General features: G+C 47.7%; 22 protein-coding genes, 1 tRNA gene, 1 pseudogene and 1 riboswitch. Of the genes and pseudogenes, 9 read left to right on the top strand and 15 right to left on the bottom strand.

What is annotated here, in order from left to right; all coding sequences use genetic code 11:
• Window positions 1–29: 29 nt before the first annotated feature.
• The 4 genes from MRBLPE1_RS09765 to MRBLPE1_RS09750 all read right to left on the bottom strand — a co-directional run bounded on the left by MRBLPE1_RS09765 (window position 30) and on the right by MRBLPE1_RS09750 (window position 1,789).
• A complete protein-coding gene (locus MRBLPE1_RS09765; RefSeq protein WP_364144774.1) occupies window positions 30–386 on the bottom strand; it encodes a DUF4870 domain-containing protein in 357 nt (118 codons plus the stop codon).
• A gap of 269 nt (window positions 387–655) precedes the next feature.
• Window positions 656–985: a hypothetical protein gene (locus MRBLPE1_RS09760; RefSeq protein ID WP_364144772.1), complete on the bottom strand. Its 330-nt coding sequence runs from the start codon at window positions 983–985 to the stop codon at window positions 656–658.
• 157 nt (window positions 986–1,142) lie between these two features.
• Window positions 1,143–1,568: a hypothetical protein gene (locus MRBLPE1_RS09755; protein WP_364144769.1), complete on the bottom strand. Its 426-nt coding sequence runs from the start codon at window positions 1,566–1,568 to the stop codon at window positions 1,143–1,145.
• A gap of 144 nt (window positions 1,569–1,712) precedes the next feature.
• A tRNA-Arg gene (locus MRBLPE1_RS09750) sits at window positions 1,713–1,789 on the bottom strand.
• Between the two features lie 181 nt (window positions 1,790–1,970).
• Between MRBLPE1_RS09750 and MRBLPE1_RS09745 the strand changes: the two genes are divergently transcribed.
• Window positions 1,971–3,122: an HD domain-containing phosphohydrolase gene (locus tag MRBLPE1_RS09745; protein WP_364144767.1), complete on the top strand. Its 1,152-nt coding sequence runs from the start codon at window positions 1,971–1,973 to the stop codon at window positions 3,120–3,122.
• 114 nt (window positions 3,123–3,236) lie between these two features.
• A pseudogene (locus MRBLPE1_RS09740) lies at window positions 3,237–3,542 on the top strand (Ohr family peroxiredoxin); the annotation flags it as partial.
• A gap of 144 nt (window positions 3,543–3,686) precedes the next feature.
• Here MRBLPE1_RS09740 and MRBLPE1_RS09735 read toward each other — a convergent pair.
• The 3 genes from MRBLPE1_RS09735 to MRBLPE1_RS09725 form a co-directional block, all read right to left on the bottom strand.
• Entirely contained in the window at window positions 3,687–4,400 is a 714-nt protein-coding gene (locus tag MRBLPE1_RS09735; RefSeq protein WP_364144764.1) for an aspartate/glutamate racemase family protein, read from the bottom strand.
• A 68-nt stretch (window positions 4,401–4,468) separates the two neighbouring features.
• Window positions 4,469–5,938 (bottom strand): UDP-N-acetylmuramoyl-L-alanyl-D-glutamate--2,6-diaminopimelate ligase, encoded by a 1,470-nt coding sequence (locus MRBLPE1_RS09730; protein WP_364144762.1) that lies wholly within the window; start codon window positions 5,936–5,938, stop codon window positions 4,469–4,471.
• A 47-nt stretch (window positions 5,939–5,985) separates the two neighbouring features.
• Window positions 5,986–7,173 (bottom strand): carboxylate--amine ligase, encoded by a 1,188-nt coding sequence (locus tag MRBLPE1_RS09725; protein WP_364144759.1) that lies wholly within the window; start codon window positions 7,171–7,173, stop codon window positions 5,986–5,988.
• Window positions 7,174–7,684: 511 nt separating this feature from the next.
• Between MRBLPE1_RS09725 and MRBLPE1_RS09720 the strand changes: the two genes are divergently transcribed.
• Complete coding sequence (locus MRBLPE1_RS09720) at window positions 7,685–7,879, top strand: aspartyl-phosphate phosphatase Spo0E family protein (RefSeq protein ID WP_364144756.1); 195 nt, start codon at window positions 7,685–7,687, stop codon at window positions 7,877–7,879.
• A 6-nt stretch (window positions 7,880–7,885) separates the two neighbouring features.
• On the opposite strand, the gene tadA is transcribed toward MRBLPE1_RS09720, so the two are convergent.
• Window positions 7,886–8,350 carry a tRNA adenosine(34) deaminase TadA gene (tadA, locus tag MRBLPE1_RS09715; protein ID WP_364144753.1) on the bottom strand — a complete coding sequence of 155 codons (465 nt, stop codon included), beginning with the start codon at window positions 8,348–8,350 and terminating at the stop codon, window positions 7,886–7,888.
• A gap of 199 nt (window positions 8,351–8,549) precedes the next feature.
• On the opposite strand from tadA, the gene MRBLPE1_RS09710 reads away from it, so the two are divergent.
• Genes MRBLPE1_RS09710 through rluF form a run of 3 tightly spaced genes read left to right on the top strand, consistent with a single transcriptional unit; the run spans window position 8,550 to window position 11,918 of the window.
• Entirely contained in the window at window positions 8,550–10,376 is a 1,827-nt protein-coding gene (locus MRBLPE1_RS09710; RefSeq protein WP_364144750.1) for an ATP-binding protein, read from the top strand.
• Between the two features lie 44 nt (window positions 10,377–10,420).
• A complete protein-coding gene (locus MRBLPE1_RS09705) occupies window positions 10,421–11,209 on the top strand; it encodes an NAD(P)H-binding protein (RefSeq protein ID WP_364144748.1) in 789 nt (262 codons plus the stop codon).
• Window positions 11,210–11,216: 7 nt separating this feature from the next.
• Complete coding sequence (rluF, locus tag MRBLPE1_RS09700; protein WP_364144745.1) at window positions 11,217–11,918, top strand: 23S rRNA pseudouridine(2604) synthase RluF; 702 nt, start codon at window positions 11,217–11,219, stop codon at window positions 11,916–11,918.
• Window positions 11,919–11,987: 69 nt separating this feature from the next.
• Here rluF and MRBLPE1_RS09695 read toward each other — a convergent pair whose 3' ends face one another.
• Entirely contained in the window at window positions 11,988–12,830 is an 843-nt protein-coding gene (locus MRBLPE1_RS09695; protein ID WP_364144742.1) for a flagellar motor protein MotB, read from the bottom strand.
• Window positions 12,814–13,614: a flagellar motor stator protein MotA gene (gene motA / locus MRBLPE1_RS09690; protein WP_364144740.1), complete on the bottom strand. Its 801-nt coding sequence runs from the start codon at window positions 13,612–13,614 to the stop codon at window positions 12,814–12,816. Before motA ends, MRBLPE1_RS09695 begins: the two co-directional genes overlap by 17 nt.
• A 181-nt stretch (window positions 13,615–13,795) precedes the next feature.
• On the opposite strand from motA, the gene MRBLPE1_RS09685 reads away from it, so the two are divergent.
• Window positions 13,796–14,089 (top strand): hypothetical protein, encoded by a 294-nt coding sequence (locus MRBLPE1_RS09685; protein WP_364144738.1) that lies wholly within the window; start codon window positions 13,796–13,798, stop codon window positions 14,087–14,089.
• Between the two features lie 133 nt (window positions 14,090–14,222).
• Window positions 14,223–15,458, top strand: a complete 1,236-nt coding sequence (locus tag MRBLPE1_RS09680) for an EAL domain-containing protein (protein ID WP_364144736.1) — start codon at window positions 14,223–14,225, stop codon at window positions 15,456–15,458.
• A gap of 2 nt (window positions 15,459–15,460) precedes the next feature.
• Here MRBLPE1_RS09680 and MRBLPE1_RS09675 read toward each other — a convergent pair whose 3' ends face one another.
• The gene (locus tag MRBLPE1_RS09675) at window positions 15,461–15,982 is read right to left on the bottom strand and encodes a GNAT family N-acetyltransferase (protein ID WP_364144734.1); all 522 of its coding nucleotides are present in this window, start codon (window positions 15,980–15,982) and stop codon (window positions 15,461–15,463) included.
• A gap of 124 nt (window positions 15,983–16,106) precedes the next feature.
• Here MRBLPE1_RS09675 and MRBLPE1_RS09670 point away from each other — a divergent pair, with 124 nt between their 5' ends.
• Window positions 16,107–17,348, top strand: a complete 1,242-nt coding sequence (locus MRBLPE1_RS09670; protein ID WP_364144732.1) for an MFS transporter — start codon at window positions 16,107–16,109, stop codon at window positions 17,346–17,348.
• A 143-nt stretch (window positions 17,349–17,491) separates the two neighbouring features.
• Here the strand turns inward: MRBLPE1_RS09670 and MRBLPE1_RS09665 are convergent, their stop codons facing one another.
• The 4 genes from MRBLPE1_RS09665 to MRBLPE1_RS09650 form a co-directional block, all read right to left on the bottom strand.
• The gene (locus MRBLPE1_RS09665; RefSeq protein ID WP_364144730.1) at window positions 17,492–18,835 is read right to left on the bottom strand and encodes a cryptochrome/photolyase family protein; all 1,344 of its coding nucleotides are present in this window, start codon (window positions 18,833–18,835) and stop codon (window positions 17,492–17,494) included.
• Between the two features lie 159 nt (window positions 18,836–18,994).
• On the bottom strand, window positions 18,995–19,471 hold the full coding sequence (locus MRBLPE1_RS09660; protein ID WP_364144727.1) for a C40 family peptidase: 477 nt from the start codon (window positions 19,469–19,471) through the stop codon (window positions 18,995–18,997).
• Between the two features lie 3 nt (window positions 19,472–19,474).
• Window positions 19,475–19,627, bottom strand: a riboswitch (cyclic di-AMP (ydaO/yuaA leader).
• A 413-nt stretch (window positions 19,628–20,040) separates the two neighbouring features.
• The gene (locus MRBLPE1_RS09655; RefSeq protein WP_364144725.1) at window positions 20,041–20,625 is read right to left on the bottom strand and encodes a hypothetical protein; all 585 of its coding nucleotides are present in this window, start codon (window positions 20,623–20,625) and stop codon (window positions 20,041–20,043) included.
• Between the two features lie 128 nt (window positions 20,626–20,753).
• Window positions 20,754–21,572, bottom strand: a complete 819-nt coding sequence (locus tag MRBLPE1_RS09650; protein ID WP_364144722.1) for a hypothetical protein — start codon at window positions 21,570–21,572, stop codon at window positions 20,754–20,756.
• Window positions 21,573–21,598: the final 26 nt, after the last annotated feature.

The following is a 21,598-nucleotide window of genomic DNA, read 5'->3' as shown; positions in this document are numbered from 1 at the left end:
CAAATGACGGCAACAACCGTTTACGTTTGTTATTTAAAAAAACGAATCGTCAATGGATAACGGTAACCATTGCCCTCGGAGGCGCGAATGGAGGCGATAATGGTAAACACGAGCCAGAAAACAAATAATAGCGGTGTAGTGATGAAGCCGATAAGCACGAAAATAAGCAGGCCTGAAATAATGGTGTAGATCGCGTTGCTAATTTGAAAATTAAGCGATTCCTTGCCGTGCATATCTACGTAGCTCGATTGGTCTTTTTTCATGAGCCAGATGACGAGCGGTCCAAGAATGTTGCCAAGCGGGATTATCAATCCGCTGAATGCGAGCAGATGACAGAGCATGCCGTATGTTTTTTCTTCTTTGTGGAGCCCAAAAGGCTGATTCATCAGGTGTTGCCTCCCTTATTCTTAAAAGACGTTGAAATGGCTTTAAGTACATATACGTAGGGAAGGCCGAAAGATATGCATAAATTATGCATGAATTGCCGTTCATGACTCTAGCATTACGTCATTGCAACAGTATGCGGCAGCAATTTATTAAGGATGCTTGCTGGAGTGATCGCAGCCGTTTCTGCACGGGAAATAGCGGGAATCTGATATAGACTTAAAAAAGGATTATCCTTTCGTAGAAAAAACCTACAAAGGATAATCCTTTTTTAGAAGCTGCCCGGAGCGGGAGGGTATGGGGGATTGCTGTGCTGCTCTTTTTTGAAAGCGGCAATAAAGAGGAATACGGCAGTTGTAAGATGCATGATCATACCCAGAAAAGGAATCCATGCCAATACCGAGGTGACGATACCTAGTATGCTGCCCACTATGGGTTTATTGTGCTGCGAACAAAGGACCAGCGTTATAATGTGGAGCACAAGCGCGACGAACAGCAGGGTATAACCGGAAAATAGGACCAGCGAGCCTCCCAGAAAGGGAAAGCCCAATATGCCTTCCATAATTGCGGTAACTAGCAGCAGCGTGCCAGCAGCCTTCATGTATGTTCCTCCTAACAGGAATTTTATTTTTTTTACAGCAGATGCATCAAAAAAGATAAGTTTATCGGTTACTGTGTTTATTCTTACGCGTGAAATGCCTTATAGGTCGCATTTGTCTTCGGTAAGAGGCATAAAGAAAGGTAAAAGTTACCTTTTTCTATGCATCGGAGGAGGCATGCTTCGCAAAGATTTCGGAATTGTACGCAGAGATTCGTTTGTTGATTTCATTTCGTATGTATTCATGTGTCAGAGTAATGCAATCTTCATAGCCGCGGCAATTGAAATGATAGGTTAGTTTGTTATTTATTCCGTGATCCGTACAAACGGTGATGCTTTTTGAAACCAGCAGCCGAGTGTTCGCCGCTAAATCAGCCTTCATTTTCAAAATGATAATGTCGGCGGCTTTGGCAAAGATCGCACGCAAGGAGCGGGCTTTCCGATCCAGTTCGCGACTATTGCGTTCTACGACTGCGAGTGCTAGCGGAAGAATAATGGAGTCTTGCATAAGCTGAAGCTCTTCCGCAGCCGGCGGCTGGCATGAATGCGGGTTATGATTGTTTACCTTAAATAACGGCATGGCCATTAGTAAATCACCTCATGCACATTATAGGGGAACAAACGTTCTGTAGTCAACCTATCCATTCCATAAAACATACAAAAAAACCTCCTACGACGAATGTGTAGAAGGTCTCATTATAATGACTGCAAGTTGCTTCTAAAAAATATATGGCGCGCCCGAGAGGGCTCGAACCTCCCACCTAACGTTTAGGAAACGTTTGCTCTATCCGGATGAGCTACGGACGCGCAGCAATGTTAATTATAGCATGTGCCCTTTTAAGGAAGCAAGATTAACCAGTCTTATTTTGGGATCCTGCATTTATTGTCGAAATAAGTCAATTTTCTAGGTTATACAGCAGGAAAAAAAGTGCAGGGGGGCGAATAGTTGTATGGACGAAGAGCTCGAACAGCTGGAGGAATACCCCGCATGTATGAATACTTCAATGAACCTTTTTCTTTTAAATTAGATTTAACGCCAGAACAAATGCTTAAGGTTATTTTTGAATATACCGCAAAAATCGCTACGGAGAAAAAATTGGAAAATGTTCTTGTTTTAATGTCGAATATGGGCAGGGATATGGTCGTTGCCGACCGCTGTACGGTCTGGTTAATTGATGCTGCGAGTAATGAATTGTTCACGGTGGTCGCGCATGGTATAGGCGAAATTAGAATACCTTACGGAAGCGGCTTAGTAGGGAGTGCAATCAGCACCGGGCAGCCTATTTTTATCGATGATGCTTACGGGGATCCCAGGCATAACCCGGAGAGCGATAAAAAGACGGGCTATCGGACGAAGTCGATCATGACCATTCCTTTCCGCAACAATCAGGGAGAGGTGATCGGAGCGTATCAAGCGATCAACAAGCTTACTCAAAAGCAGTCATTCTCGACACAGGACATGGACTATCTCACCCTAGCTGCAGCCTATTCGGGCAAATCCCTTGAATCCATTATGCTGCATCAGGAAATAATAGAGACACAGAAAGAAATCATTTTGGCTATGGGCAATATCGGCGAGGGACGCTCCAAGGAAACAGGGAATCATGTAAAGCGGGTTGCTCAATATTCTTATATTTTGGCAGCAGGCCTTGGCATGAGCCAGGTAGAAGCCGAAATGCTGCGAAGCGCATCGCCCATGCATGATATTGGGAAGGTAGCGATTCCGGATGCGATCTTGCAAAAGCCAGGGAAGCTCACGGCCGCGGAATTTGAGCAAATGAAGGAACACTGCACGATTGGATACCAGCTGCTGAGAAAGTCAAAGAGGCAGCTCCTGCAGGCCGCAGCGATTGTAGCTTGGCAGCATCACGAGAAATGGGATGGGACCGGTTATCCGCAGGGGCTTGCGGGAGAGAATATACATATCTATGGACGAATTACGGCGCTTGCCGATGTATTCGATGCCTTAGGCAGCGCGAGGGCATATAAAGAGGCATGGCCGTTGGAACGTATTTTGCAGCTCATAAAAGAGGAGCGGGGGCGGCACTTTGACCCTCAGTTGGTCGATGTTTTTTTCGAGCAGCTTCCGCTTATTCTTGAAGTAAGAGAGCAGAATGAAGACCTGTTTGAAACGGAATAAAAATAAATTTATGCCTTATCGGAGAAATCCGATGAGGCTTTTTTTGAATGGGGCATGCATGCCCATAGCCATATAGAAGCATCGGAATCCGTTTTTTATTGACAGATCACCGATGGAGGCCAAGGAGGAGCTACGAATCCAGAGCAGCTGTTTGCCGGCGGCTACGCGGCATGTTTCGAGAGCGCGATCAATGTTGTAAGCCGGTTGAAGAAAATTATGGTAGAGAAAACGGAAGTAACCGCTCATGTTACATTAGGGAAGGACGAAGGCAGAGGATACGAGCTGGGAGTCAAACTTGATATTTCTATTGTTGGCGTTGAACCGGATGTGGCGAAGGAATTGGTCGATGCGGCCCATCAGGTTTGTCCATATTCGCGGGCGACTCGCGGCAATATTAACGTGGAGCTTAACCTTGTATAAGGACTAACCGGTCAGTTAAAGCATTTGAAGCATTTGAATACAAAAAAAATCCGGAGATCATTCTCCGGATTTTTCACTTTCACTAAGCCAAGACCATAGGGCCTCGGTCTCCGTCATGACAACAACCGTGAATGCGGTTGTTCATTATTTTGATATGGATTGTTTGCCGGATAGCTCGATTGACTTCTGAACAAGCACGGACATGGCATCCACGCAATGTTTAGCAACTTCTTTCTGAATCGGAATGCATGATAATTCGGTACATGCAATGATGACGCATTGGCATTCATCATGGGTAAGAAGGTGGTTAATGATACCTTCAAACTCGGAAGGCTCTACAGGCAGATTTCGTTTTACCTTATTGTAGATAATGTCCATCACATGCTCTTGAACCGCTGCGTCCGGCTCATGCAGCCTCATATTGTACTGCTCGCAGCCCTTACGGTAAACGCCGCTGCTCACTGTGCCGTTTGTTGCCAAGATGCCTACTTTGCAGTGCTCGCCGTAGGTATCGTAAATTTCCTTTAAGCTCTCATCCACCATATTAATGATATTAATGCTTGTCATTTGCTGCATTTCATTATAAAAGTAATGCGAAGTATTACACGGTATTGCTATATTCGACACGCCGGACGCTTCAAGCAGCTTTAAATCTTTAGCAACCGCCTTTAGAAACAGCTCGCCTCTGTTGTCCAATATCACTCCGGTTCGATCGGGCAATGTGGCATGATTAAGAATCACCATATCGATATGTTCCTGATCACGTTCCGCTGCTGTCTGTTCGATGACCATGTCGAAAAATACGGATGTTGCTTTCGGTCCCATCCCGCCAATGACGCCTAAGCTTTTAGCTTCCATTGTTCAACCTACTTTTATTGAAGTGTTAGTTGCGATTAATTCGTTTTTTCTGCGTTTTAAATGCGTCGTCACTTTGTTTTTGATTTTATTTCCCTGACGATTTCCGCTTCATTAAAAGGAAATTCCGTTTTTCCGATAATTTGCGTCGTTTCATGGCCTTTGCCGGCGATAAGGATCACATCGTCTTTTTTGCTGATTTCAATGGCGAAGGCAATCGCGTCTCTCCGGTCGACAACAGCCTCGTAAGCGCCGTTATACGCTTCAATGCCTTCAATGATCTCACGGATAATCAGGTTGTTATCCTGCATCTTCGGATTGTCCGAAGTAATAACGGAAAAATCGGCAAACGTGGCAGCAACCTTCGCCATCGCTCTGCGCTTCTCCGTGCCGGATTCTCCGTCTGACGCGTAAACGCCGAATACGAGAATGATTCTTCCTTTGGCAAAAGGCCTTATCGTCGTCAAAGCTTTCTCTAGACTATCCTCGGTATGAGCGAAATCGACGATAATTTTGGAGTCTCCATCTTGATAAACCACCTCTAGGCGCCCTTTAATGCCATCGACGGCCTCAATGCCCTCAGCGATTTGCTGCAGGCTGAATTGGTTGGCATATGCGGTTGCGATAGCCGCCAAGCTGTTATATACGTAGATCGTCCCAGGGAGGTTCACCTTGATGGAGATCCTTCCCTTTGGCGTATTCACGGTGTAGGTGGTGTAGTCGGAAAAATAATGAATGTCCGTCGCATAAATATCGGCTTCCTGCTCTATTCCGTAAGTAAGCAGCTTAGGCTCCTTATCCTTTAAGCGATCGATTAGAATCCGTCCGTATTTATCGTCGGCATTTATAATATTGTAGTCCGTGGTCATGTCAAACAGCTTTGCCTTGGCCTCGAAATACTCCTCCATCGTATGATGCAGCTCGAGATGGTCGGGCGTTAGATTCGTAAAAATCCCGGTGTTGAAGCTGGAATGAGCAACCCGGTTCAGATTAAGCGCATGCGAGGAGACCTCCATGACGCAATGCTTCATGTCGGACTGCGTCATCTCAGCGAAGATCTGCTGAAGATTCAGGGATTCGGGCGTCGTATTTTTATTTTGAAACACCTTATCCCCGATCACCGTGCCAATGGTACCGATAATCCCAAGCGTGGTTCCCGTTTGCTCGAAAATAGATTTGAGAAAATAGGTGGTTGACGTTTTCCCGTTCGTTCCGGTAATGCCGAGAAGATTCATTTGCTCCGTCGGGCGATGATAGAAATTAGCAGCTATTCGTGCAAGCGCTTCGCGCGTATTGGCTACCTGCAGGACGGTTACGTCAGCAGAGATTGGAACATCCTTCTCTACGATAATCGTGGTTGCTCCAAGCTCGATCGCTTTATCAATGAAACGATGGCCGTCCACCGAAAAACCGGAAATCGCAACGAATACGCCGTTTGCCGCAGCCTCTCTGGAATCGTAGGCAATAGAAGCTGCTTCTCTATGTAAATCGCCTTTCACGAGCTTATATTCAAGATCTGTAATTAAGGAGGTCAACAACATATGATACGATCAGCTCCATTCTAGTGACCTATTTCTATCTGTACGGACTACCTTCTTAGAAGCTTTTTCGTCAGCTTGCCGCCAATAATGGAAGCGTAAGAGAAGGCTGGCTTAGGGTCTTTCCAATCCCAAATGGCATAAGCCTTCGGCTTAAATAACGAGACGAATACCTGCTTCCATGTCAGCTGCCCGGTCTTGACATAATCGCGGACGGCGAGCATGTCTTCATAGCCGTACCAGAATACGCGGTTCGTATCCTCCTTGACGGCTTTGGGAGGCACAAGGTTGCCGCCTGTCAGCTCTTGGTAGGTAATCCAGGGAATATTTACGCCTACCTTGTAGAGCAGGTTATTCAAGTTTGTAATCCGGCAGTTGACCTCGATGAGATAATAGCGGCCAGTCTCGGCATCCTTCTTGAACTCGATCTCGGCGAAGCCCTTCCATTTCATTTTTTCCAGGAAAGGAGCACCGATATCGAACAGCTCTTGCACGTATCTTTGGCCGGTGTACACGGATGCCCCGAAGTTGATGGGATACTGGCGGAATTTCTGGCAGGTTACCCAGTGGGTCACTTTGGAATCTTGGTTTAAATAAGCGTCAAAGGTATACATATGATCGTCAAAGCCCGGAATGATCCGCTGTACGATGACTTCCAAATTTGCTTCCTGCGACTTGGCTAGTGCTTGTTCGAGCTCCGCTCGGTTGTTCACTTTAAAAAGCTTTCTTCTGAATTTCGCAACGAAGGAAGGGGAGTCAGTCGGCTTGACGATACATGGATACTTGATCGTCTGGTCTATTTTCTCGAAAAAATTCTCTTCGTTCACACGGACCGTCTCCGGAACCGAAACGCCGTTTTCGAGAGCCAAACGCTGTAGTACTTCTTTATTCATCATATCCGAATAAATGCCTGGTATGTTTTGCGGAATGAGATAATGCTCTCTCAGCTCCTCCAAATGCTCATCAATAACCTCAAGGTAGGAGTCATGGCAGGGAATTAGGACCGGCGGAGCGCTTTGCTTGCGGGCATAATCCTTCAAAAAACGAATAAATGCAGCCGTATCTTCTTTATAATGAGGAGAGATTAGTCTCTCTGACGTATATTTTGAATCCGCTCCATAGGTATCTTTAGTAGAATAATCAACGGCAACCGTATGTACGCCGTTAATGCCTAGGCAACGAATAGTGCTTAAACCGATATAATAATTACATCCTAAAATAACTGCTTTATTATTCACTAGGGCACATCCCGACATCCGAATTTATGTTCATTTCACTTACATTACGACTAATGTTTAAATAATTTTACTTCATACTTTCTTATAATACAAATGGATTTATCCTCATAATAGCGGATGGCTGGCGGGTTTTTATCCGAGATTACGCTTGGAAAACAAGAGCAAACTAAAGATTTGTTTGCAGCCAATCGTTATGCAGACGAGGATTAAAAAAAGATTATGAAAAGGTTAGTCATTTTTTCCGTTTTATGGCTATGATGATTGCGAGCCATTTATAGGCATGAATATTTCACTAGTCTGAAAAGAGCAAGAATAAAAATTACCAAATTATGATAGGTTTTGATAGTTAAAAAGAACTATAAAATGGTATAAATAACTTCATTTTGTCGAATAATGCCCGAAAATTGTCTGCTTTCGTCGACAAGTTTTTACAAACTCCTTATTGCGCTAAGAGTATAATAGAAGCATTACCACACGAGTGCTAGATAAGGAGCGTGCCCCGAAGCGAGCTATGGACAAAAAAAACTTGCTAATACAATTGCAGTCGCTACGGCTAAAGCTTCATGAAATCGCCGAAGAACGCGGCAGTTTGACAGATCCGGATGTTCTAGCCATTAGCGAAGAGGCCGATCAGCTTATTGTTGCGTTACAGCATATACAAAGAAATGAGATAACACATATTACGGTACGCCGTGATAACCTATAGGGAATTTTATTTCTCCCGAAGCCTACGAAAAAATTGTGTTAACAAAGATGCGCATTCCGGTTGTAAAATGCCACTAGTGAGCTCCGTTTCATGATTGAAACGGGGCTCTTGCAATAAGTTCATGAGCGTCCCTGCACATCCCGCCTTTGGATCAGTTGTTCCGTATACAACACGTTTTACCCTGGATTGGACAATGGCGCCCGCGCACATTGGACAAGGCTCTAACGTGACATATAACGTGCAATCTAACAATCTCCATGCGCCGATGCGATCGCAGGCGTCACGAATGGCTACCATTTCGGCATGCGCGGTTGGATCAAACCGTGTTTCGCGCAAATTGTAGCCCCTTCCTATGATTTCATTGTTTCTAACGATTACAGCTCCTATTGGAACCTCCCCGATTTGCTCGGCTTTTTTAGCTTCTTCTATGGCTTCAAGCATCCAATTCTGGTCTTCTTGCTCTCTTGTCATACATCAAAACTCCTTTAATTTTTTTCATTATACGACGAACAAATATTCTGTTGTTAACATGTAGTGGATAACTTTGTGGATAACTAACGGGATATGCACAAAAATACTCACATTTTATTCAGAGCTGTGCACAACAATTGTTAGTAATGTGTATAAGTTGTTAATAAACACGTTTTTGTGTAAAAGGATGTGTCATACATTGTCGATTAAGATGAAATTCTCTGTCTTGATTACGCTGATCGTATTTACATTTTTCATATTACACCACTTTTTAAGTGAATATTCGATGATGCAGGACATGCGTGAGCAAGCGCGCCGTACGATGCAGGATACCTCTATGCATGTTGCTAACACTTTTTCGGCCTATGAGAAGCAGTCGGGACTCGGAATTACCCTTGAGAAAGACGACCCTTACGGTCCGGAGCATCTTTTTGACATTGTAGAAACAATAATTCCAAATATAAAGGAAATAACGGTATTTGAGCAAGACACGCTATCGGTCGTATACGGCACCTATACCTATTTGGATTCCACGAGTGATCTTCCCCTAATAACCGATGCGAAGGACACGGGGTTTGGGCTGCGGAAAATGCAAATCAACGGGAAGCCGTATTTTCGAAGCTTTTACTCAGCCGATAAGATGGACAAGTATATCATCAGCGTGGTTTATGATGGCGAGGGGATTCAACAGCTCATCAGCCAAAAACGCAATGATACGTTAATCTTTACGGGAATAACGATGATTCTGGTGCTTATCATCAGCTACTGGCTGGTCGGCGTAATGATCCGGCCGCTCAAGGATATTTTATGGAAGGTAAATGAAGTTTCTTCCGTACGCTTTCAACAGCCCATTCGCATCAAGCGCAAGGATGAATTTGGTTTGCTTGCGTTAAAGGTAAATGCGATGTCGCAAAATTTAAGTATATACATGAACAAGCTGCGAAGGGCGTTCGAAGAAAACCGCAGAATGAAAGAACACTTGGAATCCTTCATTAACCATACAAGCGACGCGATTCATCTAAACGATCTGGATGGCAAGGTGATTCAGGTAAACCGGGCTTTCGAGCAGCTCTTCGGCTACGAGGAAGAGGAGGCCGTCGGTCTTATTTATCCGATACTTCCGGAAACGCACCGCACCGAAATGAAGAACATGCTGAATCAGCTGTTGTTAGGAAAGGCCCTGCCTGCACAGGAGACGATGCGTCTAACCAAGTCAGGCGAATTGATACCGGTCAGCGTGACGATTTCGCCTATTCGTGATTCGGATGGAACGATTCGCGCGTTTGCCAGCATTACCAGGGATATGAGAAGCCGTAATAAAATGGAGGAGCTTCTGCGCAGATCCGAGAAGCTAACGACGGTAGGACAGCTTGCTGCGGGCGTTGCCCATGAGATCCGGAACCCGCTTACGACGCTGCGCGGTTTTCTGCAGCTCCAGCAGGAGAGCAAGAAGCTGGCGCTTTCCCACGTCACTCTTATGCTGTCGGAGCTTGACCGTATTAACCTCATCGTCGGTGAGTTTCTCATCCTCGCCAAGCCGCAGGCAACGCGATTTGTATCGAAAGACGTGAGGCAAGTGCTGCAAGATGTCATTGCATTAATGAATAGCGAGGCGCTTCTGCATAATATAGAGTTCCGAATTTCGTTAACGGAAGAAATTTGCCTTATATCATGCGAGGAAAATCAATTGAAGCAGGTATTTATTAATTTGCTGAAAAATGCGATTGAAGCCATGCCGAGCGGAGGCGAAATCCATATTCGGATAGGCCACAAAAGGGAGCACATCTCCATTACGATTACGGATGAGGGCATGGGCATTCCGGACGATATGATTCCCAAAATCGGCGATCCCTTTTTTACGGGCAAGGAGACCGGTACCGGACTTGGCATTATGGTGACCCAGCGGATTATTAACAGCCACCGGGGGACAATGGAGATCAAAAGCCAAGTGAATGTGGGAACGGCGGTACATATCATGCTTCCGGCTTTGAAAGAAGTGAGTGAGAGCGTTATACTGGAAGCATAAGAATGGAACAGGCTTCTTAAGTAAGCCAGGGAGGGAATTCTCCATTGAAGCATGATTTCGTTTTGAAAAAGACAGGATCGAATGAAGGTTTGCCTGTTAATAAAGCTGCCGGCTACAGCGCCCTGCTTGTCGGGGCTACCGGTTTAATCGGCAAAGCTTTGCTTGGGCAGCTGCTTCGTGATCCTCTCGCAAGAGAGGTGACGGTTCTCTCCAGGCGGCCTATAGAGGCCAAGGGATTAGGAACGGCAGGCGAGCTGGCGAAGCTGAAGGTTATCGTGGCAGACCTTGATGGCATGGATCAAGCGTTAGGGCAGGTAACCGCGGATGCTGTGTTCTGCACGCTAGGGACGACGATTAAGATAGCTAAAACAAGGGAAGCCTTCCGAAAGGTCGACTACGAGTATCCGCTTATGCTGGCTCGTTTTGCGGAACGAACGGGCGCTTCGCTTTTCTCTGTCGTTACGGCAATGGGCGCAGCTTCAAACTCGAGCGTCTTTTACAGCAGAGTCAAGGGAGAGCTGCAGGATGCGTTGGCCCTTCTCCGTATTCCGGTGATTCAGGTGTTTCAACCTTCTCTTCTGCTTGGTGAGCGGGCAGCCGCGCGTCCAGGCGAAGTTTTCGGAGCGATCGTATCAAAAGGTCTGCAGTTTGCGATGATTGGTCCATTGCGCAAATATCGGCCGATCAAGGGAGCGGATGTCGCAATAGCGATGATCCGGGCAGCGGGAAACGCAATAACAGTGAATGCTGCAGCCGCGGTAAGCAAGACGCCGGCTATGCATTATTATCCATCGGACAAAATTGCCGATTTGGCAGTACATACAACGGGGTGAGACAGCTTTGAGAATCAATAAGTTTATAAGTGAAACGGGATTTTGCTCCAGGCGCGAGGCGGATAAGCTGGTAGACAGCGGGCGCGTAACGATTAACGGCGTTACGGCGCAGCTCGGCAGCCAGGCTGAGCTTGGCGACGATGTGCGGGTCGATGGAAAGAAAATCGGAGAGCAAAAAAACCATGTTTATATTGCGCTTAATAAACCGGTAGGAATAACGAGTACGACCGAGCTTCATATCAAAGGGAATATCGTTGATTTCGTCGGCCATCCGGAGCGTATCTTTCCCATCGGCAGGCTGGACAAGGATTCTGAGGGCCTAATCCTTCTTACGAATGACGGGGACATCGTAAACCCGATCCTTCGCTCGGAAGGAAAGCACGAGAAGGAATATTTAGTCACGGTTGATAAGCCGGTAACGGATGCCTTCCTGCAAGGGATGGCCAGCGGCGTTCGTATTTTGGGAAGCATGACCTTGCCATGCGTGGTCACGAGAGTGACGGACCGGGTGTTCCGCATTATTTTGACGGAAGGACGAAACCGCCAAATCCGCAGGATGTGCGAGGCATTTGGTTTTCATGTAAGGAGGCTGCAGCGGCAGCGGATTATGAATATCCAGCTGGCTGGATTGCATGTCGGGAAGTGGCGAGACCTAACGGATGCAGAGAAGGCGGCTTTATTTGAAACGTTGAACTACAAGCCGGTGTAGGTTAAAGGCAGAAAAAAGAAAAACCCCTGAATCACGCTCCTGCAGCGAGCGGATTCAGGGGTTTTGTTGTTATTTTGTTACGGGCAGCGTCTGCGCGTTCGTTTCATCGGAGTAGCTGTGCATGATGGAAACCTCAACCCGGCGGTTTTTGGACTTGCCTGCCGCCGTTTTGTTATCGGCCACCGGCCGATATTCGCCATAGCCGATCGCGCTGAAGCGTTCGGGCTTTAGCTGTTTATTTTCGAGCAAAATATCCATAAAACGAATGGCACGCATCGAGCTTAAATCCCAATTCGATTTGAAGAAGACGTTCGAGATCGGCGTCGTATCGGTATGGCCGGATACGATGACCTCGTAATCCGGATATTGCTGGAGCATCTTGCCGATGGCAACGGCCAGCGCTTTCGATTCAGGCTTGACAGACGCTTGCGCCGGGGCAAACAAGGCGTTGTCGCTAATGGTAATCATGAGCTGGGAAAGATTGAGCTTCGTTTCCAGATCGGTTGTCAGGCCGTTCTTTTTGATATAAGCGTCAATCTTCTTCTTCAGATCCTCGAGATCCTTTTGCTCCTGCTCCATAATGGCCTTGCGAGCTTTTTCCTCAGCGGTTTGGCTTTGGGTCTGCTCCTTGCTATCATCCTTGGAATCAATAATGCCGCCGGCTTCGTCCTGTTTCTTTCCGTCATCATCACCAGATTCAACGATGGACGATTCGGTTAGGACGCCGCTGCCCGTGCTGAGTGCAACGCTAAAGGCTTTGGACATTTCTTCGAACTTTTTCACGTCGACGGAGTTCATGGAGTACAACACGATAAAGAGTGCGAGCAGCAGGGTGAGCAAGTCGGCATAAGGAATGAGCCAGGATTCGTCAACATGCTCTTCATGTTCTTCGTGTCTATGCTTTCTGCTCAACGGCGCCTTCCTCCTTCTCCCTCATTTTCAATCTTTCCGTAGGCGTAAGGAACACGGACAGCTTCTGGTTAATCGCAATCGTCGATACGCCGGATTGAATGGATAGAAGACCTTCAACCATCATAAGTCGAATTTGGATTTCCAGCTTAGACATGCGTTTTAGTTTGTTAGCAATGGGATGCCATAGTACATAACCTGTAAAGATACCAAGCAATGTAGCGATAAAAGCACCCGCGATAGCATGGGCGAGCTTCTCCATGTCACTCATATCGGCAAGCGCCGCGATCAAGCCTACAACCGCGCCAAGTACACCGAGCGTAGGAGCGTATGTGCCGGCCTGCGTAAAAATAAGCGCACCCGCCTTATGGCGGTCTTCCGTCGCAGCAATGTCCTCAAGCAATACGTCACGAACGAAATCTTGGTCATTGCCGTCAATAATCATACGCATGCCGTTCCGAAGGAATGTATCTTCAATTTCATCAACCTTTGCTTCAAGAGCAAGCAAGCCCTCGCGGCGCGTAATAGAAGCCCATTCCATGAAACGTTGAATCAGTTCATCACGCTGAGGCAGCTTTTGCTCGGTAAATACCATTTTAAACAGCTTCCCGACCTTGGAAAGCTCGGATATGGGAAAGGCGATCATAACGGAAGCTACCGTTCCCAAAATAATAATCATATAAGCAGCAGGATTTAAAAGAGACGACAGGTGTGCTCCTTTTAAAACCATCCCTCCGAGTACAGCGACTAAACCTAGAACAAGCCCGATAATTGTTGAATTTTTCATCATACACCCCGTCCAAATCATTTTCGACATTTCTCTACTTCTTCTATTATCGACATATGGGCATTCTGAAGTTAGAGTAAATGGAACTTTTGAAGAGGAAGGCGTTAAAATTTAAGAAAATGCGGTAGAATAGTAGAGAGATGTACATTAAATATGACGATGATAAAGGTGGTATGCGCAAATGGGCGTTAGACATGCAAGGGAATATGCAGATATATTGAAGGATTTGACAGCAGCTGTGGCGGAAATCGAGCAGAGCTATACCTTTTTTGAAATGGAAGCGGAGGAATGGGCGGTGCTTCCGGAAGAGGATCGTCACGAGGTGATGGAGGCGCTGGCGGATGATGTGTTCTTTGGCTTAGGCGAAAATCCGGTTATCGAGGTGGGCACCGGCGTCATTGCCTACAATAACAAGCATCATATTATTGAGGTCTCCCAGGACGATAAAGTCACGCAAATTATAAGACTGATCTAACCATCCGAAATTTGCGTCTCTGTTAACGGGATATATTTGTCGGATCTTTACATTTTATGTCGACTCTATTACAATGTTATTCTACAAGAGATGATAGATAACATAACACGGATGTAACATAGAGGAGACCGCTATGAATGAGTGCATATCATCGCTGCTGCTGCCGGAGGCGCTTGGTTTAGACGGCGAAACACTAGCCGCATTTTATCAGCCCATTATAGCTATGGATACAAGGCGAATCATGGGCTACGAGGTGCTTGGCCGAGCGGTAAAAGGCGATTCGGTTCGCAGTCTGGGGCCTTTTTTCTGCAATGACCAAATTGCGGAAGAGGATCATATCCTGGTGGACCGATTGCTGCGCGAGCAGGCATTTTCAAAGCTGACGTTAATGGAAGAGCAGCCTATGCTCTTTATAAATTTAAAGCCTTCTTGGATTTACCGATACGAGAAGAATGGCGAACTGTACACCTTGTTTTTGCTCGACAAATATGGGATCGATCCGAAGCATATCGTGATCGAGATTACGGAGGAGTGCTTCCACGGCTCAATGGAAGGGCTTCGCACCGTGGTAGATCTATACCGGGAGCGGGGCTGCTTAATCGCCATCGATGATGTCGGCAGCGGCTTCAGCAGTACGGATCGAATCGCGCATATCCAGCCGAATTTGCTAAAGATCGATATCCATATGATCAAAAAAAGCGCGACGCATGACGGGTATTTCGGGGTGCTGCGTTCCTTCTCCGATCTGGCGGACCAAATTGGCGCGTCACTGCTGGTTGAAGGCGTGGAGACGAGAGAGGATTTGGCTCGTTCCATCCAGGCCGGCGCGAGGTATGTCCAAGGCTTTATGTTCGCGAGAGCGGAGCCGGAGTTTCGGGAGCCCGATTGTTTTGCGGCGGTTATTGAAGCGGAGCTTGAGCAGCATTTGCTGCACTATGTAGGTTCCGAGAGATATTGGCAGCGGCAATCGGAGCAGTTAGCCGAGCAGCTCGTCGAGCTGCTGCAGGAAGCGGAATACCCCGAGGATAAAGATGAATGGATCGAGGAGCAGCTTCCCGAGCTTTATGCCCATTGCATGCGGGTTTACCTCTGCAATGATGTCGGCATTCAGCTTTCCTCGAATTTCTGCCGGGAGTCGGACCAAGCCTGGCGGCGCGAGGTGCAATATCGCGGTGCAAATTGGAGCTGGCGCCCTTATTTTGTACCCAATTTGGTTCAGTTAAATGAAAATAGGCGGGTAATCGTATCACGAGCCTATACTGACCTGGATTCCCATGCCTGGATTCGGACTATATCGGTGCTGGTTGCGCCTGGACTTATATTATTTATGGATTTAAAGGATACGGAGGGCGGTGCCCAGGGGCTTTAGCTTTAGCTTGAGCTAGACTCATAGACCATGCAGTGGCATTCTGCGAAGCCCGCAGCGGTCGATCGCGAATAGGTATCCGTAATTCTGAAGCCTGCTTGCTGATACGCGCGGATGGCGCGCTTATTCCAAGCCAGCACCTCCAAATCAATTTCGTTTAGAGGGGCGCGGCGCTGGGCTTCGGACACGATAAGTTCTGTGAATGCGGGGCCTAAGCCGCGGCTGCAGAGATCAGGCCTGAGTCCAAGCCCAAGCCGCGTGACACCGGTTATAGGAAAGAACTGCGCAAAGCCAATCAGCTCGAGCCGGTTATTCAAAACAGCCGCATATTGAGACGCGCGAAGGACGGGATCGCCAAATTCGATTCCGTCTTTTTTCATTTGTTCCCAAGACGGCCAATTATAGCAATCATAGGGCGCTTCGTAGCTCCACCCGCATATTTCAAGCGCGTGGACGACTTCGAGCGGATGTATAGTCATATCGAATGCTTCTCGATTATAATAGGTGGAGCTTTGGTTGCTTGTCATCGTTCGGTACCTCCGCTGGAATGGACTGCCGTGCTTCAAGGCTATAAGGCTATAAGGATTGAAATAGGTTTATTATATCAGACAGGCGCAAGATGAGCGTGCGTATATAAGGAGAAGCATAAGAATGAAGAAATTAATTTGGCTTGGCTGTTTGTCCTATCTGGTCATTGGGGTTGCACATGTCGTAGGCGGATCTATTTTGGAGCAGCTTATCGATTATTACGGTTTAACCTACAAAGACGGCGGGCAATGGATTATGAACCAGTTTATCGGTTTCTTGATAGGGGTCCTTCTGGCGCCGTCGATTACCGCGAGAGTTGGTAAACGCGGTGCCGTTCTCATTGCCATGGGTATTCTTACGCTTAGCGAAGCGGTTTACAGCTTGCTGCTCCCATGGGGGTGGATGCTGGCGATCGCTCCGCTTGCCGGACTTGGCTTTGGAATGACTGAAGCAGTGGTCGGGGCTATGGTTATTGACATGGCGAAGAACGGTAAGGCGTCAGCAATGAGCCGTTTGGAAACCTTTTTTGGCGTCGGCGCGTTACTGATTCCGATCGCAGCGGCTTATCTTATTCAGCAAAGCATCTGGCAGGTGTCCTTTCCTATATTGGCGGCAATGTCCGGCATCACGTTTGTGCTGTGGCTGACCATGTCCTTCGGGGAACTGGATGACCAGCTTGGCTATATGCCTCGCAGGGCTGTTGAGCCTGGCGAGGCTGCCGGGCCGGAAGGGACAGTAACGGCCCGTGCTGCCGGAGCTTCCGTCTTTTTCGGCTATCCGCGCAAGGCACTGCCGTTCCTATTATTATCGGCCTTATTTTTTATGATTTACGTGGGTATGGAAATGAGCTTCTCTAACTATCTGCCTTCCATTCTTATCGTTCGCTCGGGGGTAGACGAGCCCAGCGCTGCAGCTGCCCTCAGCTTATTTTGGGGAACGATGGTGCTCGGCCGTCTGTTTGCAGGCGTGCTTGCCGATCGAATGGGCTATTCCCGCTACTTGTTCATTGCAACGGCCGGAGCTTCCGTTATATTCGTTTTGATGGCTGTTATGGGGCAGCTCAGCTGGATGCTCGCTCTTGTTGCTCTCAGCGGACTTTTCTTCTCGGGTATCTTCGGAATTGCTCTCGTATATGCCAATGAGCTTATTCCGGGAATGACCGAAAGAACCACGAGCCTGCTTGTGGCATGCGGCGGTCTTGGGGGGGCGATATTCCCGCGGGTAACCGGCTGGTTTATGGATCGGTACAATGTGCAGTCAACCTTATGGTATGTGAGCGCCCTCGTTATATTAATGCTGCTTCTGCTGGCGGTTATGCTGGTTTTGGGCAGAAAACAGACGCAGGGAATGCGTTCAAAAGCTTAAAACCGTTAAAGCGGTAGCCGTTTACGCTTGCATTCGAAAAAAAAACCTCCGCATTTGCTGTTTCAAAGCCAATGCGGAGGTTTATTTGTTAGTAATCAGACGAAATATGGAAAAGGCTTGTCCAACTCTGGGATGGGAGGCGGCTAATTCAGTATCGCTTTGTATACTTCAATAGCGCGCGCACGCGAAGCCTTTAAATCGACGATGGCTCCGCCTTGGGGCAGATGGATTTCCTTATCGGACAAATGCTCCAAATGAGGAAGCCAACGCCGGATATAGCTTCCGCTCGGATCATGCGTTCGCGATTGCAACGCCGGATTCATAATGCGGAAATAGGGCGCAGCGTCATATCCAAGAGACGAGCACCACAACCAGCCGCCTCGGTTAAGCGTATTGTCATAATCGCTCAAGTGGAGGCGGAAATATTGTTCCCCCCGCGTAAAAGGACATAACAGATTTTTCGTTAAGAACATGGCCGTTACCATACGTAAACGGTTAGGCAGCTCACCCGTGCGGTTGAGCTGCGTCATGGCCGCATCAATGATTGGGATGCCCGTGGCGGCCGAAGCCCATGCTTCGAAATTCGTATCCGAGAGCGGAGACAAATCAGCAAGGTGCTCATAACGGAAAAAATCATCATGATACATCGCTTGATACAAATAAAAATCACGCCAGGCGAGCTGGCGAACCCAGGTCTCCGATCCGGGCAGCCCCTGCGTAAACTCGTAAGCTTGACGGGCCGAGATGGCGCCTGTATTTAGGAATCGAGCGAGACCGCTTGTATGCTCCGATGCGTAAGCGTCGCGCCCTTCTGCATAGGAAGCAAGGCGCTCGCGTACGAATCGGTCCAGCCTTGCGACCGACTTAGGCGCACCTTCGACATTCGTGCCGCCGAGCGCGCAAGAAACGGACTCTGGCAGCGCGAACGCAAGAGCGACTTTGCTGTCAATTTGGCGAAGGGTAGCTAGCTCTAATATCGTCGTGTCACTTGCACTGCTGTAGCATTCCCGCATAAAGCTGCTCCACATGCGGTAAAAGGGCGTAAATACCTTATACGGCTCGGAGCGCCGCGCAAATGCAGGAAATGCTTCCAAGTCGGCAAGCGGTGCGTCTGCTATCGACAGCCAGTGACGGCCAAAACGGCGAGTCATTTGCTGCAGTCGCTCATCCCGTTGGCGGGAGTAAGGCGTGTAGTCCGAATGGACGATAACCTCGTCAATCGGATGAGCCTGCAGAAGAGCCTCGGTAATGAGTGCGGGATCACCATACAGTACATGCAGCTCCTTTCCTGCATTGGAGTAGCTGTGCAGCAAGGATGCGGCTTGCGCCATAAAGTTTCTGCCGCTGTGACTGGTCAATCGGCCTTCGCCGATAAGAACGGGATCTATGATAAGCAAATGAATGCCTTGCGTATCTTTTTTTCTCAAATAGTCAAAGGCTCGCATATCTGCCGTGCGCAAATCCTTGCGATGAATAAACAAATACATCAGGCATGGCTCCTTCTCCAAAAGCGGCTAACCCTACGCCGCAATTTGCTTGAAATGAAACAGCAAAGCCGCAAGTCATTTGTCGTCAGAGGACAAAAAACTGCGGCTTTGCTGGATGAGTCTACCCGTGCAACCCTCTTAGCGAGGGATTAGGTTACTCTATTGGGCGTCGGCATACGTTTGGAAAGAATCCGCATCCATGACACGACGTGCAGTCACATAACGGTTTTCATAGTAGGATGAGTTAAGTTTGTCTGTTACAACGCCTCTGCTAGTGGAAGCGTGGGCAAACTTTCCATCTCCAATGTAAATGCCAACATGGGATACGGCGCTGTTGTTGCCGCCGGCTGTGTCGAAGAACACAAGATCTCCCGGAATTAGGTCGGATTTAGCGACCTTCGTGCCTGCTTTTGCTTGCGAACCGGAAGTGCGCGGAAGATCGATGCCCATTTTTTCGAACACATAGCCCGTAAAGCCGGAGCAATCAAACCCTCTCGACGATGTTCCGCCGCTTTTGTACGGAGTACCAATGACATCATTGATGAATCCGTTTAATTTCGAGTCCGCGAAAGCGCTTCCCGCCTGAAAAGCGAGTACGAGAACGAGACCCAAGAGTATTGCGGTAACCTTTTTCAATTGTGAAACTCCTTCCAATGCCGACGAGGTTAGCTGTGGGGTTCGGTTGAAGGTTCCCTATGATTCCTCAGGCGCTGCCAATTAATCAGACGTCGGAATCAATTCACCCAGAGTGGTTCCCCCGTTTCCCGATAGGGAATTAGGCCGTTTTTTATTGCTCTTGAGAATTATTCGATTATTTTCATTGATCTCCTGCCTTTAGTTGCAATTTCTAATAATTCTCATGTAACCTTTTGCCATTTTGATGCGTTTAACCGTTCTTTGTGTAAAATAAATGCAGATAGTAGTTCTTTCTGACCAAAAGTGATGACTCAATTTCATTAATTATGTGACTTTTGTGTAAAATATACCGATTTATCCTTGAGAAGCCGGGTCGATCGGGCTAGTCTAAAGTCCCCTAAACGGCGGTAGTTCGCCGTTTATTCGCATTAGATTAAAAAAATCTCATCTCGTTCAGCGCGGTGCAGCAAAGCAACGGCTTAGTTGGACAAGGAACGACTTCTATGTCGTTATAAAATGAAAAAGAGCCATTCCTGGGAACGGCCCTTTTCCAAAATAAGTCATCTTGATTATTTGGCGGTAATGATTTTCTCGGAAATAAGCTGAGGATCGCCGTTCTTCTGTTCCATCCAAAAACGCAGCTTGTATTTGCCTGCGTATTTAAAGTCATAGGAGACAAGCTTCGAACTGAACCAGAAAGTATCCTTCTCAACGAATTCCTTAAAATCGTCATCCGACTGACTGCGTCGGTCAATGGTGGTTTCTTTATCGTTAGGGTCAACCAGCGTGACCTTGAATTCCGTGATCGCGACGTTTAAGTTATCGATTTGCGCTTGCACCAAAAACTTCTGAACGCTGCCTTTTTCAACCTGCCCGAACATCGTTCTTTTCTCATTCATCAGAAACATATGGACATTAGGCTTCTGGATGAGAAGCTTCTTCTCGCTGCCCTTCCACTGGATAAAAGCTTGCAAGGAATCGCTTAAGGAGCGGATATTGATGTACACCTTATCATCTACGAGCAGACCGTCTTCTGCGGTTTGCTTATTATTGTAAACCAACGTAACTTTCTGCAATAATTTGTCTGCTGCAACGATTGAACCGCCAGTTAAGAGCAATGCCATCGATATAATAATCAGTTTTTTACGCATCATTTGCGTGTATCCCCCATTGTTCAAGTTCTCTTAACTATTTATACAAAAATGCCATCATTTAGTTGCGCTCGTCTGCAAAATAAAAAAAGCCTTCGTTTCCGCAGTCGTTGCGGGCCGAAGGCTTTTGGTTACTGCAGAGGCTTGGTTTGCAGGCAATCGTACTGCGCGGCAATCGTCCATACCTTCATGAGTGTGCGAATGAGATGATAGCCTTGATGCAGGATAAGCGCGAACAGCCCCGCCCATAACATGGATAAACTCGTGACTGCGAGTCCCGCAGCAGCGCCAATCCCCCACATAACCAATGACAGGGCGCCGTAGGAAATAAAGTTTCGGAGCGCCCGCCAGAGGGACCGGAATACCCCTTCGCCTGAAGCGGCGCCGAACTGCATGGCAAGGAACAACAGATGGAGCAGTGTGCCCCAAAGCAGCCAGAGCGCGGCTCCCGGAAGCACCGCTTGCAGCAGCTCCGGTACGGAGCCGCTCTCCAGCAGGGCGTCAAGCGAGCGCGGCAGCAAATACCAAGCGGGAGCAAGCGACAGGACGGCCTCGATCCAGTATAGAAGCACTACCGGTTTCCACGCTTTGCGGATACCCTCCAGAAAACGGGTCCCCCCGTCGGAGCGGGCTTGGTTCAACGAGTAGAACAGCCCGGCATTAAACAAGGGCGTGAGCAGCATCCGTGCAACGAGAAGGGCTCCGAATGTCCAAACGTACGGCGAGATGATATCGGTCTTGAACAGCTGGAACTGCGCTTCGGTCAGGAAGAGCTGAGCGGCCGTTTCGGACGGATAAGAGCTTGGATATCTTCGCAGCAGCGGGGATACGACCGAATCAATGAAACGGTAGAGGAAAAATCCCCATAGCAGCTGGTAAAGAAACATTAAAATAACGAGGTAAAAATGTTTAACCGCGAGTTGCCAGCCTTGCTTCAAATGTATCTTCATCGTTTATCGCTCCTTGAACGCAGTTA

The organism is Paenibacillus sp. LPE1-1-1.1 (assembly GCF_040676435.1).
In the GTDB taxonomy this organism is placed as follows: Bacteria; Bacillota; Bacilli; order Paenibacillales; family Paenibacillaceae; genus Pristimantibacillus.
The sequence above is the reverse complement of the archived record's forward strand: the minus strand, read 5'-3'. Positions and strand labels throughout refer to the sequence as shown.

Coding starts and splice junctions, on each gene's coding strand:
- MRBLPE1_RS09685 (WP_364144738.1), top strand. CDS start 13,796: ATGGGCGTTAGACATGCAAGGGAATATGCAGATATATTGAAGGATTTG.
- MRBLPE1_RS09760 (WP_364144772.1), bottom strand. CDS start 985: ATGAAGGCTGCTGGCACGCTGCTGCTAGTTACCGCAATTATGGAAGGC.
- MRBLPE1_RS09655 (WP_364144725.1), bottom strand. CDS start 20,625: ATGATGCGTAAAAAACTGATTATTATATCGATGGCATTGCTCTTAACT.
- MRBLPE1_RS09765 (WP_364144774.1), bottom strand. CDS start 386: ATGAATCAGCCTTTTGGGCTCCACAAAGAAGAAAAAACATACGGCATG.
- MRBLPE1_RS09650 (WP_364144722.1), bottom strand. CDS start 21,572: ATGAAGATACATTTGAAGCAAGGCTGGCAACTCGCGGTTAAACATTTT.
- MRBLPE1_RS09735 (WP_364144764.1), bottom strand. CDS start 4,400: ATGGAAGCTAAAAGCTTAGGCGTCATTGGCGGGATGGGACCGAAAGCA.
- MRBLPE1_RS09665 (WP_364144730.1), bottom strand. CDS start 18,835: ATGTATTTGTTTATTCATCGCAAGGATTTGCGCACGGCAGATATGCGA.
- tadA (WP_364144753.1), bottom strand. CDS start 8,350: ATGACAAGAGAGCAAGAAGACCAGAATTGGATGCTTGAAGCCATAGAA.
- MRBLPE1_RS09755 (WP_364144769.1), bottom strand. CDS start 1,568: ATGGCCATGCCGTTATTTAAGGTAAACAATCATAACCCGCATTCATGC.
- MRBLPE1_RS09745 (WP_364144767.1), top strand. CDS start 1,971: ATGTATGAATACTTCAATGAACCTTTTTCTTTTAAATTAGATTTAACG.
- MRBLPE1_RS09680 (WP_364144736.1), top strand. CDS start 14,223: ATGAATGAGTGCATATCATCGCTGCTGCTGCCGGAGGCGCTTGGTTTA.
- MRBLPE1_RS09670 (WP_364144732.1), top strand. CDS start 16,107: ATGAAGAAATTAATTTGGCTTGGCTGTTTGTCCTATCTGGTCATTGGG.
- MRBLPE1_RS09720 (WP_364144756.1), top strand. CDS start 7,685: ATGGACAAAAAAAACTTGCTAATACAATTGCAGTCGCTACGGCTAAAG.
- MRBLPE1_RS09675 (WP_364144734.1), bottom strand. CDS start 15,982: ATGACAAGCAACCAAAGCTCCACCTATTATAATCGAGAAGCATTCGAT.
- MRBLPE1_RS09730 (WP_364144762.1), bottom strand. CDS start 5,938: ATGTTGTTGACCTCCTTAATTACAGATCTTGAATATAAGCTCGTGAAA.
- motA (WP_364144740.1), bottom strand. CDS start 13,614: ATGAAAAATTCAACAATTATCGGGCTTGTTCTAGGTTTAGTCGCTGTA.